The organism is Microbulbifer thermotolerans (assembly GCF_001617625.1).
GTDB classification, from domain to species: Bacteria; Pseudomonadota; Gammaproteobacteria; order Pseudomonadales; family Cellvibrionaceae; genus Microbulbifer; species Microbulbifer thermotolerans.
Window position 1 is genome coordinate 1,011,101 of the sequence record NZ_CP014864.1, and the last position, 14,219, is coordinate 1,025,319.

General features: G+C 60.0%; 12 protein-coding genes. 11 read left to right on the forward strand and 1 reads right to left on the reverse strand.

Annotation, left to right across the window (positions count from 1 at the left end; all coding sequences use genetic code 11):
* Positions 1–97 precede the first annotated feature (97 nt).
* Complete coding sequence (locus A3224_RS04245; RefSeq protein WP_082817377.1) at positions 98–2,680, forward strand: efflux RND transporter permease subunit; 2,583 nt, start codon at positions 98–100, stop codon at positions 2,678–2,680.
* Here the strand turns inward: A3224_RS04245 and ypfJ are convergent.
* Positions 2,677–3,549: a KPN_02809 family neutral zinc metallopeptidase gene (ypfJ, locus tag A3224_RS04250; RefSeq protein WP_067151929.1), complete on the reverse strand. Its 873-nt coding sequence runs from the start codon at positions 3,547–3,549 to the stop codon at positions 2,677–2,679. The two genes, A3224_RS04245 and ypfJ, sit on opposite strands and share 4 nt — an antisense overlap.
* A 616-nt stretch (positions 3,550–4,165) precedes the next feature.
* Here ypfJ and A3224_RS04255 point away from each other — a divergent pair.
* The 10 genes from A3224_RS04255 (at position 4,166) to A3224_RS04300 (ending at position 14,180) form a co-directional block, all read left to right on the forward strand.
* Positions 4,166–4,741: an LON peptidase substrate-binding domain-containing protein gene (locus tag A3224_RS04255; RefSeq protein ID WP_067151932.1), complete on the forward strand. Its 576-nt coding sequence runs from the start codon at positions 4,166–4,168 to the stop codon at positions 4,739–4,741.
* Between the two features lie 142 nt (positions 4,742–4,883).
* Positions 4,884–6,164 carry a glutamate-5-semialdehyde dehydrogenase gene (locus tag A3224_RS04260; protein WP_067151936.1) on the forward strand — a complete coding sequence of 427 codons (1,281 nt, stop codon included), beginning with the start codon at positions 4,884–4,886 and terminating at the stop codon, positions 6,162–6,164.
* A 51-nt stretch (positions 6,165–6,215) separates the two neighbouring features.
* Positions 6,216–6,896: a nicotinate-nucleotide adenylyltransferase gene (nadD, locus tag A3224_RS04265; protein ID WP_067151939.1), complete on the forward strand. Its 681-nt coding sequence runs from the start codon at positions 6,216–6,218 to the stop codon at positions 6,894–6,896.
* Between the two features lie 12 nt (positions 6,897–6,908).
* Complete coding sequence (rsfS, locus tag A3224_RS04270; RefSeq protein ID WP_067151942.1) at positions 6,909–7,271, forward strand: ribosome silencing factor; 363 nt, start codon at positions 6,909–6,911, stop codon at positions 7,269–7,271.
* A 6-nt stretch (positions 7,272–7,277) separates the two neighbouring features.
* On the forward strand, positions 7,278–7,754 hold the full coding sequence (gene rlmH / locus A3224_RS04275; protein WP_067151945.1) for a 23S rRNA (pseudouridine(1915)-N(3))-methyltransferase RlmH: 477 nt from the start codon (positions 7,278–7,280) through the stop codon (positions 7,752–7,754).
* Between the two features lie 112 nt (positions 7,755–7,866).
* Positions 7,867–9,765, forward strand: coding sequence for a penicillin-binding protein 2 (mrdA, locus tag A3224_RS04280; RefSeq protein ID WP_067151948.1), 1,899 nt, complete (start codon positions 7,867–7,869; stop codon positions 9,763–9,765).
* A complete protein-coding gene (gene rodA / locus A3224_RS04285; RefSeq protein ID WP_231902454.1) occupies positions 9,758–10,903 on the forward strand; it encodes a rod shape-determining protein RodA in 1,146 nt (381 codons plus the stop codon). The genes mrdA and rodA overlap by 8 nt, the downstream gene beginning before the upstream one ends.
* Positions 10,904–10,956: 53 nt before the next feature.
* Positions 10,957–11,946: a lytic murein transglycosylase B gene (gene mltB, locus A3224_RS04290; RefSeq protein WP_231902455.1), complete on the forward strand. Its 990-nt coding sequence runs from the start codon at positions 10,957–10,959 to the stop codon at positions 11,944–11,946.
* A 188-nt stretch (positions 11,947–12,134) separates the two neighbouring features.
* Positions 12,135–12,992 (forward strand): septal ring lytic transglycosylase RlpA family protein, encoded by an 858-nt coding sequence (locus tag A3224_RS04295; RefSeq protein WP_067151957.1) that lies wholly within the window; start codon positions 12,135–12,137, stop codon positions 12,990–12,992.
* A 42-nt stretch (positions 12,993–13,034) separates the two neighbouring features.
* Positions 13,035–14,180: a D-alanyl-D-alanine carboxypeptidase family protein gene (locus tag A3224_RS04300; protein WP_067151960.1), complete on the forward strand. Its 1,146-nt coding sequence runs from the start codon at positions 13,035–13,037 to the stop codon at positions 14,178–14,180.
* Positions 14,181–14,219 lie beyond the last annotated feature (39 nt).

Below are 14,219 nucleotides of genomic sequence, written 5' to 3' on the forward strand. Positions count from 1 at the left end.
TCCGCGGACGGGTGTTGTGTCTGTTCTTGCCCGGCTTTGACTTTGGTGTGTACAGGCACGCACTTTACGATTAACTGTTTTTATTAAGTGAAACTATATGCTGTCAGCATTAAAAAACTGCTATGAAAATCTGGTAATCCGCCGGCCGAAAACGGTGTTGCTGGCAGTACTCATTCTTGTGGTGGCTGCCGCCCTGGGCCTGCCGCGGTTCAAACTGGACGCCTCGGCGGACGCGCTGACCCTGGAGACCGACCAGGCTCTGGATTACTTTCGCGAGATTTCCAAACGCTACGCCAGTGGGGATTTTCTGGTCGTCACCTACCGCTACCGCAACGGCGATTTGTTTGATGCCGATTCCCTGACCACCCTGAGGCGTCTGCGCGACGAGCTGGCACAGGTGGATGGCGTCACCGGTGTGCAGACTATTCTCGATGTGCCGCTGCTCTACAGCCCCAAGATGTCCATATCTGAAATCAGTGACGGGCTGCGCACGCTCTCCACACCCGGTACCGACAAGGATCTCGCGCGTCAGGAATTTCTGTCCAGCCCCATCTACCGCGATCTGATCCTGAGCCCGGACGGCCAGACCACGGCGCTACTGGCCAGTCTCGCGCTGGACGAGCGCGGTATTGAGCTGGTGCGGGAGCGGGATGCGCTGCGCCGCAAGCGCAATGCAGAGGGGCTGACAGAAGCGGAGGCTGCGCGATTGGATGAGGTGTCCGAAATCTACCTCAAGCACCGCACGGAACAGGAGCAGCGTTCCCGCGCCCGCGTGGAAGAAGTGCGCGGCATCATCGACCGTTACAAGGGTGAGGCGGAGCTGTTTCTCGGCGGCGTGTCCATGATCAGCGCTGATATGATCGCCTTTATCAAGAGCGATCTGGTGGTGTTCGGTGTGGGCATATTGCTGTTTATCATCGCCACCCTGTTGATTATTTTCCGCCAGGCCCGCTGGGTTTTGATACCGCTGGCCACCTGCGTAACTACCGCGGTGATCATGCTGGGGCTGTTGAGCTGGCTGGATTGGCGCCTGACGGTGATCTCGGCCAATTTTGTCGCTCTGCTGCTGATCATTACCCTGGCCATAACCATTCACCTGGCGGTACGTTATCGGGAGTATATCGCCCAGCACCCAGAGTGGGATCGTGAGCATCTGGCGCTGGCGACAGTGCGCTTTATGGCCAAGCCCTGTCTGTACACGGCGCTGACGACCATCGTTGCCTTTGTGTCCCTGGTTGTGAGCGGCATACGACCGGTGATCGACTTCGGGTGGATGATGACCATCGGTGTGACCTTGGCTCTGGTGTTGTCCTTCCTGATGATTCCCGCGCTGCTGATGATCCTGCCGAAGCGCACCGGTGGCGTGAGCGAGGACAACTCCCACGCCTTTACGCTGCGCTTTGCCCGCTTTACCGAGCGCTACCGCGGTCTGGTACTGGGTGTGGCCCTGGTGGCGGCAATTGCCGGCGCGGTGGGTATATCGCAGTTGAAGGTGGAAAACCGCTTTATCGACTATTTCGACGATTCCACCGAAATCTACCAGGGTATGCTGGTGATCGACCGCCGCCTCGGCGGCACAATCACCCTGGATATTATTCTCGACAAACCAGCGGAGGAGACCCCGGCGTTCGAGGGGGAGGAGGATCCCTTTGCGGCGGATGCGGGCGGCGATGCCTACGCGGAGGATGACCCCTTTGCTTCCGATGACCCCTTCGGCGGCGAGGGGGAAGCAGAGCAGAGCTACTGGTTTACCGTGGCCGGCCTGGCGAAGATAGAGCAGCTGCACGATTTCCTGGAGCGGCAGCCGGAAATTGGCAAGGTGCAATCCCTCGCCACCTTGTACAAAGTGGCCAGGGATCTCAACGGCGGCCCCCTCAATGATTTTGAGCTGGCGGTGGCGCAAAACAGCCTGCCGCAAGAAATCAATGATGTGTTGGTTGCCCCCTATCTCTCGGTCGAACACGACCAGGCGCGTATCACTCTGAGGGTAATGGAGACGGACCCGGATCTGCGCCGCGACGAATTGATCCAGCGGGTCTACAACTACGCCTACACAGAAATGGGAATGGCGGAGGAAGACATCCATCTGACCGGGCTGCTGGTGCTCTACAACAATATGCTGCAGAGCCTGTTTAAGTCGCAGATACTGACATTGGGTGCGGTGTTTGTGGGCATACTGCTGATGTTCCTGGTGCTCTTCCGCTCCCTGTGGCTGGCCCTTATCGCTCTGGTTCCCAATCTGCTCGCCGCCAGTATCGTGCTGGGCGGAATGGGTCTGGTCGGTATCCCGCTGGATATGATGACCATCACCATTGCTGCCATCACCGTGGGGATTGGTGTGGACCACGCTATTCACTATCTCTACCGCTTCCGCGATGAGTTTGCGAAAGACGGCGACTACCTGGCCACCATGCACCGCAGCCATGCCACCATCGGCCGCGCCATGTTCTATACGGCCATCACGATCATCGCCGGCTTCTCGATATTGGCGCTGTCCAAGTTTGTGCCGTCTATCTACTTTGGCCTGCTCACTGCGCTGGCCATGTCCGCAGCGCTGCTGGGATCGCTGACCTTGCTGCCACTGTTGCTGTTGTTGTTCAAGCCGCTGCGGTCTGCAGAGAAACCGGAAGAGTCTTCGGAGACCGAGGAGAGCCTTGCGGTTGACCCGGCGGCCCGTTAAGGGGCGGCAAAGGTGTTGCACTGGTTCACATCGCCACTGGTAAATCCGCGATTGAACCAGTAGGCCCGCTGTTTGGCGCTGCCGTGGGTGAAGGAGTCTGGAGAAACGGCGCGCCCGGCGCGTCTTTGCAGGCGGTCGTCGCCCACCGCGGCGGCGGCGGACAAGCCTTCCTCCAGATCACCGGGTTCCAACATCTGTCGATCGCGGTGGGCGTAGAAGGCCCAGACGCCGGCGAAACAGTCCGCCTGCAGCTCCAGCATAACCGACAGTCGGTTGGCGGTGGCTCTGCTGGATTGTGCGCGTGTCTCCTGCACCTTTCGCGAGATTCCCAAAAGATTCTGCACATGGTGGCCCACTTCATGGGCGATCACATAGGCGAAGGCAAAGTCCCCCGGCGCGCCGAGGCGCTGGAGTTCGCCGAGGAAACTGAGGTCCAGGTATACCTTGTTATCCATCGGGCAGTAGAAGGGTCCCACTGCGGCGGAGCTCAGACCGCAGGCGGAGCGCACCACGTCCCTGTATAGCACCAGTTTGGGCGGTACATAGCGGGTACCGGCAGCCCTGAACAACTGTGTCCAGGTATCCTCGGTATCCGCCAGAACGACGGACACGAAGTCGGCCACCCTATCCTCCGGTGCCGATTGCTCCCGCGCCTGAGACGTGTCCGGTGGCGTCCCCGGTGCCTCGAACAGTCGGTTGCCGCCAAAGAAGTAGAGCGCTGCCAGTGCAGCCAGAATCAGCCAGCCGGTCTTACTGCGCACCAGTAGGGGTACCAGTGCCAGCAAGCTGCTGAGGTTCCCTGTGCCGGTGGCGCGCGACTGGCGGTGGTCCTCGATATTGCTGCTTCTGCGGCCGTGGCGCCACCGCATAGAACCATCTCCCGTAGCAATTTCGGCATCGTGTTGGTTGGCGGGAGGTCCGCTTCGAGCAGCAACCCGGCACCATTTGCAAAAGATTCTGTTTTCAAGCAGTTTAGGGAACCTCTGATAAATTCGCCTAAGGAAACCCCTGATTCATTCGCTTGAGCGCGGTAGCTGGTTTCGAGGCGCTCAGGCAATGGGGTGGACATTTCGAAAGCGCACGAGTAGGTCCCTGTAGCTCCGTCGGATACATCCCTGTATCCGACGGTTTCGAAATATCCATTCCATCACCTGAGCTTCTCATCCAACACAGAAGAACCTTTACCGTCAGGTAGCGAATTAATTAGGGGTTCCCTTAGTGACCTCTGATGAATTCGCGCGAGTGCTGCCGTTAAAGTCGCGGTGCTCACGCAATGCACTATTCACCGGGGAGCGAAGAGCCTTAACCGCCGGAAGGGGATGAATCAGGGGGCCTTGCCTGTGCCCGCACGAAAATCGTTTCTGCCGGCAGCCGGTGTGGATGGTATCTTTAAAGTTGCACCGTGATAGTTTCCGGGTGCGGAATCCTATTTAGTCAGGGGCGCGAGAGTCAGAGGTTTCCGAAATCCAGACCTGAGAGTTAGCCGTGCCTCAAATCCCGCTGTTTCCACTGCATTTGACCCTGTTTCCCGGTGTGGCCTTACCGCTGCGTATCTTTGAGCAACGCTATTTGCGCCTGGTCAGTGAAACCCTGAAATCGGATCGGGGTTTTGGCGTGGTACCGATCCGTTCCGGAGGCGAGGTGGGACGCGCCGACGTGTGGCCTTACGGTCTCTATGTAAGGATCGTTGATTGGAGTCAGGGAGAAGAGGGGCTGCTGCATATCCAGGTAGCCGGTCAACAGCGCTTCCGTATCCGCAGTACTGACTGGGCCGAGGACGGGCTGCTGTTGGGGAATGTGGAATGGCTGCCGCAAGCGGAATCCAAACCAGTGCCGGAAGAGTGCGACGGCCTGTTGAGCGTGTTAGATGAACTGAAGCAGCATGCCGCCATGCTCCCGTTGCGATTTGGCCCGGTGGACTCCGCCGACGCGCTTTCCTGGCAGCTGGCGCAGCTGTTGCCTCTGGAGGATCGGGTGCGGGTGGAGCTGCTGGCGACAGATGATCCGCTGGCACGCCTGGCGGACATCGCCGCGAACCTGGATCGGTGGGCGAAGGAATAAAACGCCATTGCCTGAGTACCCCGAAGCCGACTACAGCTCTTGCGCGAATTAATCAGAGGTTCTCCAAGGTAAATCGCGCCTTTATCCCGCACCGCCCTGAGTTATACTGCGCGGCCCATCGAGCGCCGCACGGAGAGCCAAAATGACGAATTCTTCAGCCGACCAGCAAAATACCCACAGCAAACTGGAAGAGATGGGGCGCGCGGCGCGCGCGGCGGCGCGGCAGATGGCCCGCGCCGATACGGCGGCCAAGAACCGCGCACTGGCCGCAATTGCGGCGCGCCTGGATGCGCAGCGTGACGAAATACTGCGGGCCAATGAGGTGGACATGCAGGCCGGGCGCGACAATGGCCTGGATGCGGCCCTGTTGGACCGCCTGGCGCTGAATGATGCGCGCGTGGATGCGATGATCGAGGGGCTGCATCAGATTGCCAAGCTGCCGGATCCGGTGGGAGAGATAGAGGATTTGAAATACCGCCCCAGCGGGATTCAGGTGGGGCGGATGCGCGTGCCTCTGGGAGTGGTGGGGATTATCTACGAATCCCGTCCCAATGTGACGATTGACGCTGCCAGCCTGTGCCTGAAGTCCGGCAACGCAACGATTCTGCGCGGCGGCAGCGAGGCGCTGCACAGCAACGGCGCCATCGCCGCCTGTATTGCCGCCGGGCTGCGGGAAGCCGGGCTGCCGGAGACGGCTGTGCAAGTGGTGGATACCCGGGACCGCGCCGCCGTTGGCGCCATGGTTTCCATGCCGGAGTATGTGGACGTCATTGTGCCCCGCGGAGGCACCGGACTGATACAGCGGATCAGCCGCGAAGCCAGGGTGCCAGTGATCAAGCATCTGCACGGCGTATGTCACGTCTATATCGACGACCGCGCCGATGTGGAAAAAGCCTTCGATATCGCCCTCAATGCCAAGACACACCGCTACGGTGTCTGCAATGCCATGGAGACACTACTGGTGGCGGATGGCATGGCGTCCCGCCTGCTGCCGCGCCTGGCGGAGGCCTACCGGGAGAAGGGGGTAGAGCTGCGCGGTTGCGAGCGCACGCGCAAGGTTCTGACTGATTGCACTCCGGCCAGCGAGAGCGATTGGAGCGAGGAATACCTGGCGCCGGTACTGGCGATTCGGGTGGTCGATCACCTGGATGACGCCATGGATCATATCGCCCGCTACGGCTCCGGCCACACCGAATCCATTGTCACCGAGGACTACGGCCGTGCGCGTCGCTTCCTGGCGGAAGTGGATTCGAGTTCAGTGATGGTAAACGCTTCCACCCGGTTTGCGGATGGTTTCGAATACGGTCTGGGCGCGGAGATTGGTATTAGTACTGACAAGATTCATGCCCGCGGCCCAGTTGGGCTGGAAGGCCTCACCTCGCAGAAGTGGATAGTGCTCGGCGACGGGCATATCCGCCGCTAGGCGCTGCCTCGCTCGGCTTAAAGAGGAAGACCGCGCTGTTTAAGGGTCGATATGATGAATAGTAACAGGCGCGCCATCGCCCTATTCGGCGGCACTTTCGATCCAGTGCACTTCGGCCATCTGCGCATGGCATTGGAACTGCGCCAGGCGCTGGGGTTTGATGAAATGCGCCTGCTACCAAGCCATCAGCCCGGGCACAGGAACAGGCCGGGGGTCTCCGCCGTTCACCGCCGCAATATGCTGGGGCTGGCACTGGAGGGCTGCGCTGAGCTGCAGCTGGATGAGCGGGAGCTGAAACGCTCCGGTCCCACTTACACGGTGGATACGCTGGAGGAATTGCGCGGTGAATTGGGAGAGGAGGCCTCCATTAGCTTTTGCATGGGGCTCGACTCACTGCTGACGCTGCCGAGCTGGCACCGGTGGGACCGCCTGCTGCAACTGGCGCACCTGGTGGTGGTGATCCGCCCCGGCTGGCAGTTGCCCTCGGATGGTGAGGTGGCCGATATTCTGCGCCGCCACAGTGGCGAGATCCGGGATCTGCACACAGAGTCACGCGGCCGTCTTGTGGTGCGCGAACAGACACTGTTGCCGATTTCCGCCACCAATATCCGCCAGTTGATTGCGAGCGGTCAGTCCCCGCGCTACCTGCTGCCGGCTGCGGTGCTGCAATACATAGACGACCATCAACTCTATCGACAAGCCGCGCTGCGCGGTGACTCGAACGATGACTGACAAAAAGGTGTTATGACGAATATCAAAGAAATCGCCCTGGCGGCACTGGAAGATCTCAAGGGGCAGGACATTGTTTCCCTGGATGTCTCCGCGCTCTCCGATGTCATGGATAGCCTGGTAATCTGTACCGGCACGTCCAACCGCCAAGTGAAATCCCTCGCCGACAATGTGGTGGAAGAGGGCAAGAAAGCCGGTGTGCGCCCGATCGGTGTCGAAGGAATGGAGCAGGGGGATTGGGTGCTGGTGGACTACGGCGATCTGGTTGTGCATGTGATGCGGGCGGAAGTGCGCAGCTTTTACGACTTGGAGAAGCTGTGGAGCATGACGCCGAACACCCGCGATAGTGCCGATGGCAACGATCCCCAGCGGGACTGAGCCACGGTGAAGATCCGAATCATTGCCGCCGGTGGGAAGATGCCCGCCTGGGTGCAGGACGGCTACGGCGAGTATGCGAAGCGGCTGCCGCGCGAGCTGGCGCTGGAAATAGTGGAGATCCCGTTGGGCAATCGCGGCCAGAAAGCCTCGCCGGCGCTGATTGAAAAAGCGCGCCGGCAGGAGGGGGAGGCCATGCTGGCGGCACTCGCTCCCAGGGACCATGTTGTCGCCTTGGATGTCCGGGGCAAACCCTGGAGCACGGAGCAGTTGTCGCGGCAACTGGCGGATTGGCAGATGCAGGGCGAGCGTGTCAGCTTGCTGATTGGTGGACCGGACGGCCTCTCTCCCGAGTGCCTGGCTCGGGCCCGGCAGCGCTGGTCCCTGTCCCCCCTGACACTGCCGCACCCTTTGGTTCGGGTGTTGCTGGCGGAACAGATTTACCGCGCCTGGACACTGTTGGTGGGACACCCATATCACAAGTAAAAGGAATACCTGCGCTTTGACCTATGGTGAAATGCCAAATCGCGCATTCATCATTCAGTGCTAAACCTGTACACTCGATGGCCAGTTTACGCGCCAGTCTCACATAAATCCCATGGCCCACGACCTCCACCTAAAAGATCCAATGACCGAGCAGCGGCTGTTTCGCAACCGCATGTTGGTGGCGATCGCTGTAGTGGTGCTGATGTTGGGGGTACTGGTGGCGCGTTTTTATCATCTGCAGGTGGTCAACTACGACAGCTACCGCACCCAGTCGGACAAAAACCGCATCCAGGTGCGCCCAGTTGCGCCGACCCGCGGACTTATCTATGACCGCAACGGTGAGCTGCTGGCGGACAACCGTCCCAGCTACACGCTGGCGATCGTGCGCGAACGGGTGCGGGATCTGGACGCCACCCTGGAACTGATCGGCCGCTTGGTACGCCTTGATGACAGTGACGTGGAAAAATTCCGCCAGCGCATGCAGCGGCGTCGGCCCTTCGAGCCAGTGCCACTGCGCTTCCGTCTCAGCGAGGATGAGATAGCGCGTATCAGTGTCAATGAATTCCGCCTTCCCGGAGTGTCGGTGGAGGCGGAATTGGTGCGCTATTATCCGCGCACCGACCTTTTCGCCCACAGCGTTGGCTACGTGGGCCGTATCAGCGACCGGGAGCTGGCCAACTTCTCAGAGGAGGATGTGCGCCGCTATCGGGGCACGCAAAGTATCGGTAAGGTGGGCCTCGAACGTTCCTACGAGGATCTGCTGCTGGGCGAAGTGGGTTACGAAAATGTGGAGACCAATGCCCGCGGTCGTGTATTGCGGGTGTTGGAGCGCCAGGATCCCAAGCCCGGCGCCGCCCTGACGCTGCACTTGGACTCGCGCCTGCAAAAGGTGGCCTCCGACGCCCTGGGGGACAGACGTGGCGCCGTGGTGGCCATAGATGTCAAAACCGGCGGTGTGCTGGCCTTTGTCAGCAAGCCCTCCTTCGACCCCAACCTGTTTGTAACCGGCATTAGTTTCAACGACTACCGGGCGCTTTCCGATTCCCTGGACGTACCCTTGTTCAACCGCGCCTTACAGGGCCAGTATCCGCCGGGTTCCACCTTGAAACCCATGATGGGATTGGGGGGCTTGGCGGCGGGCATAATCAATGCCGAGACCCGCATCAAGGACCCGGGCTTTTACCGTTTGCCTAACGATCCGCGCATCTACCGGGACTGGAAACGCTGGGGCCACGGTGACAAGGTGGATCTGGTTCAGGCGCTGGCGGAAAGCTGTGACGTCTACTTTTGGGATATGGCCTACCGCTGGAATATCGATGGCATGCATGACATTGCCGCCCGTTTCGGCCTGGGTGAGAAGACGGGGATCGACTTGCCGGTGGAGCGCGCCGGTCTCTTTCCATCGCGTGAATGGAAACGCGGCGCCCGCGGTCTGCCCTGGTTCCCCGGCGACAGTCTCAACGCGGTACTGGGGCAGGGGTTTGTGTTGGCTACTCCACTGCAACTGGCGGTGATGACCGCTACCATCGCCAGTCGCGGCACCCACTATCGGCCGCAGATGGTGAAGGCGGTGGATGGTGTTGTACTGCCGCCGGAAGTCTTGCACCACGTGGAGGCGCGCCCGGAGCATTGGGATCTGGTCTTCAAAGGTATGGAGGCGGTGGTATACAGCGTCAGAGGTACCGGTAAGAAAGCCGGTGCCGGGCTGGATTTCCGCGTCGCCGGCAAGTCGGGCACTGCCCAGGTGGTCGGTATCGCCCAGGGTGAGCGCTACGATTCCGAGGCCCTGAAGGAGCGCCACCGGGACCACGCCCTCTTTATTGCCTTTGCGCCTGTGGAGGACCCCCAGATCGCTGTGTCGGTACTGGTGGAAAACGGCGAGGGTGGGGGCAAGGTCGCCGCGCCTGTGGCGCGGGAAGTCTTTTTCGACTGGTTGTCGCGGCCCGGAGAAAAATCCGCGGGGCTGCCGCCGGTAACCGTTGACAGCGAAGGAGGGCGCCTGCGTGGCTAGGCGTGATTACATGCACCGCCTGCCGGATTCCCAGGGTGGACTCAGCCGCCCGGTGAGTCTGTCGCGCCGCTGGCATATCGACGTCCCGTTGCTGGTCTTGTTGATGGTGTTGGCCTCGGTGGGGCTGGGTGTGCTCTACAGTGCGGCGGCCGGTGAAGTGCATTATGTGAAACGCCAGGCAGTGTTCATGGCTCTGGCTTTTGTCGGCATGTTTGTGATTGCGCAGATACCGCTGGATGTCTATCGGCGCTGGTCTCCCTGGGCCTATCTGGGAGGGTGCGGTCTTCTGGTGGCGGTGCTTTTTTTCGGCGCTGGCGCCAAGGGTGCGCAACGCTGGCTGGAGCTGGGCGGGTTTCGCTTCCAGCCTTCGGAGATTATGAAACTGGCGGTGCCCATGTCAGTGGCGGCCTTCCTGCACAAGCGCAGTTTGCCGCCGACATTCGCAACCGTAGTTGGCGCCTTGGCCATCGTCGCGGTGCCGGCGGCGTTGATCGTGCGCCAGCCGGATCTGGGGACCTCTATCCTTATCGCGGCCTCGGGCCTGTTTGCGCTCTATCTCGCGGGGCTCAGCTGGCGGATGATCGGCGGCGCCGCGGTGGCGATGCTGGTTGCCGCCTGGCCCATCTGGCAGTGGGGACTGCGGGACTATCAGCGCCAGCGGATTCTCACGCTGTTCAATCCGGACGCGGATCGCCTCGGCGCAGGCTGGAACATATTCCAGTCTAAAGCTGCTATTGGTTCCGGTGGCCTTTTGGGCAAGGGCTATATGCAGGGCACTCAATCGCAGTTGGATTTTTTGCCCGAAAGCCACACGGATTTTATTATCGCCGTGCTCTCGGAAGAGTGGGGTATGCGCGGGGCGCTTTTGCTGCTCCTGCTCTATGTATTGATCATTGCGCGCGGTATCTATATTAGTTTTATGGCGCAGCAGGTATTCGGTCGGCTGTTGGCGGGGAGTATTACGCTTACATTCTTTGTCTATGTATTTGTAAACATCGGCATGGTTACCGGGCTGCTGCCGGTGGTGGGAGTGCCACTACCGATGGTGAGCTACGGGGGGACCTCGCTGATCACCCTGATGGCGGGATTCGGGATTTTGATGGCCATAGGCACAGAAAGGCGCAGGGTCACTTTCTAGCCGGCGAAAAAGGTGGATGTAAGAGAAGTACCATGAAAATAGGAGCGGTTGTTTTGAAGTGGACCACAGGATTATTGGCGGGTATGGGGCTGGTACTCGCCGCCTGCGCTCAGGAGTCCGGCCACGGTGACAATGTGCAGGCCATGGCGTTCGTCGATTATATGGTGGAAACACACGAATTCGACCGCGCGGAGCTTACTGCGCTCATGCGCGAGGCCAAACTGAAAAAATCGATTCTCAAGGCCATTAAGCGTCCTGCGGAGAAGGCCAAGCCCTGGCATGAATACCGCAAAATTTTTCTGACGCCGCAGAGTATTGCCGGCGGTGTCGATTTCTGGGACAAGAACGCCAGGGTGTTGGCGGAAGCAGAAAAAAAATACGGGGTACCTGCGGAAATTATCGTTGCCATCATTGGTATCGAGACCCGCTACGGTGGCAATATGGGCGGTTACCGGGTGCTGGATGCCCTTGCTACCCTGGCGTTCAACTATCCGCGCCGTTCGCCGTTTTTTACCAAGGAGTTGGAAAACTTCCTGTTGCTGACCCGCGAGCAGGGAATGGCGCCCACAGAGCTGAAAGGTTCCTATGCCGGCGCTATGGGCTTCGGGCAGTTTATGCCATCGAGCTACCGCGCCTATGCGGTGGATTTCAATAGCGACGGCCGTATCGATATCTGGACCGATACCGAGGATGCCATCGGCAGTGTCGCCAACTATTTCCGCGAACACGGTTGGAAATCCGGCGAGCCGGTGGCGGTACTGGCCAATCCGCGCCCCAATGCCGATATGACCATCGTCAATGAAAGCCTGGACCCCAAATGGACCGTTGGCCAGTTGGCGGAAAAAGGCTTTCCCACTACGGCTCAGGTCTCTCCAGATATGCCGGCCAGTGTGTTTGCATTGGATACCGAGCGGGGCAAGCAGTATTGGATCGGTCTCAACAACTTTTCCGTAATCACCCGTTACAACCGCAGCCGCCTCTATGCCATGGCGGCCTACGATCTGTCCCAGGAAATCGTCAAGGCGCGGGGAGGCAGGTCCTAATATCCCGGATGGCAGTGCCGGAAAAGCAAATGCACAACGCTCTGTTTTGATGCTGTACAGGGCGGTGCCAAGAAAAATGGCATCAGGAACCAAATACCAGACTGGCAATCGAAGCAATTTAATTTATCAGCACTAGCGCAGAATAATGGCTTGGGGGCGGCAGCTTCGTGCCGCGACCGGGGGGAATTATGTATCGATATCAAGTGCGCCTGGGGGCGGCATTGGCAATCCTCGTGCTGGCGGCCTGCAGCAACCAGCCCCGCCAACCTGACACAGATCCTGTGGCTGACAGCGGCCCGCCGGTGCCGGTGGATATGCTGGCGGCGCCCGAACCGACGCCGGTGCGTGAACCTATCGGCGAAGCTGGCAACAAGTCCCCATACACGGTCAACGGAGTCACCTACAGGGTACGCAGCGAGGTCAAAGGCTACAGGGAACGCGGACACGCCTCTTGGTACGGTACCAAATTTCACGGCCGCCGCACCGCCAATGGTGAGGTCTACAATATGTACGCAATGTCTGCCGCGCACAAGACGTTGCCGTTGCCCAGCTACGCCAAGGTTACCAATCTGGAAAACGGCCGCAGTGTGATTGTGCGGGTCAACGACCGGGGCCCCTTTGTGCCCGGGCGCATCATCGACCTGAGCTACACCGCCGCGCAAAAACTCGGTTTTATCGAAAAGGGCGTGGCGCGGGTGGAAGTGGAGGCGCTGGACCCGGATTCGCTGCCGCCGGCGGGTGACACCCTGGCAGTGGAACGCGATGTGGCGGCGCGCGCGGCCCTCGCCCAGGACGCCAGCTTTAAATTGCCGCCCAATACCTATTTGCAGGTGGGGGCTTACGGAAGTGCGCAAAAGGCCGACGATGTGCGCGCTCAGTTGGCCGCCTTGATTGACTATCCTGTATCGGTCACTCCCGTGGATCGGGGCGGGAGGAAGCTTTATCGGGTGCGCATAGGGCCCATCGCGCAGCAGCGCGCTCTGGTGGCCGCACGCGAGACAGTGGAACAAAACCGGCTGGGGCAGCCGCAAGTTGTTTATGACTAAAAGAACCTTGGGAATTACAGAGGAATAATGAAACGCTTATCCATGATGAACCGCCTTTTTGCCTGCACTTTCCTGCTGTTCTGTGTCGGTCTGGCCCATGCCCAGTCGTTGATCCCGGCACCGCCGCAGCTGGCCGCAGAGGCTTACCTGTTGCTCGACGCTCATACGGGCCAGGTCCTGGTGGAACACAATGCCGACAAACAGGTGCCGCCGGCGAGCCTTACCAAGATGATGACCGCCTATATCGTCTCCGACGAGATTGAGAAGGGCACCATCAAGGAAGAGGATATGGTGCGCATTTCCGAGAAGGCTTGGCGCAAGGGCGGTTCGAAAATGTTCGTCAAGGTGGGTGACCGTGTGCCGGTCATAGACCTGCTGCGGGGTGTTATCGTCCAGTCCGGCAACGATGCCAGTATCGCCCTGGCGGAGCATGTCTCTGGCAGCGAGGAAGTCTTTGCGGAAGTCATGAATCAGCAGGCAGAGTTGCTGGGCATGAAAGATACGCATTTCGTCAACGCCACCGGCTGGCCGGCGGAAGGTCACCTGACCACCGCCCGCGACCTGGGCATACTGGCCCGGGCACTGGTTGCGGATCACCCGGCGCACTACAAAATATACTCGGAGAAATACTTCAGCTACGCCGGTATCAACCAGCCCAACCGCAACCGCCTGCTGTGGCGCGATCCGGCAGTGGACGGCATTAAGACAGGGCACACCGAAGAAGCCGGCTACTGCCTTGTTGCCTCGGCGGTGAAACGGGGGATGCGCCTGATCGCGGTGGTTTTGGGGACAGATAGTGACGAGAAGCGCGCCTCGGAGACACAAAAACTGCTCGCGTACGGTTTCCGCTACTTCCAGACCCACAAGGTCTACAGCAAGGATGAGGTGCTGCAGACCGAACGCGTCTGGGGCGGTAAGGAATCGCAGGTAGGCATTTCGGTCGAGGAGGATGTGTTTGTCACCATTCCCCGCGGTGGCGAGGAAGACATCAAAGCCGACCTGATTATCGATGGTGAACTGGAAGCGCCGCTGACCAAGGGACAGCCGCTGGGTAAGGTGGTCGTGACCCTGGATGGCGAGACTGTCGCCGATGTCAAAGCTGTGGCTGCCGAGGAAGTGGAGCAGGCCGGTTTCTTCAAACGTCTCTGGGACGCCATCAAGCGCTTTGTGATGGGCCTCTTTGGTTGATTTTCTGCACTCCCCCTCTCCCGCTTGCGGGAGAGGGGC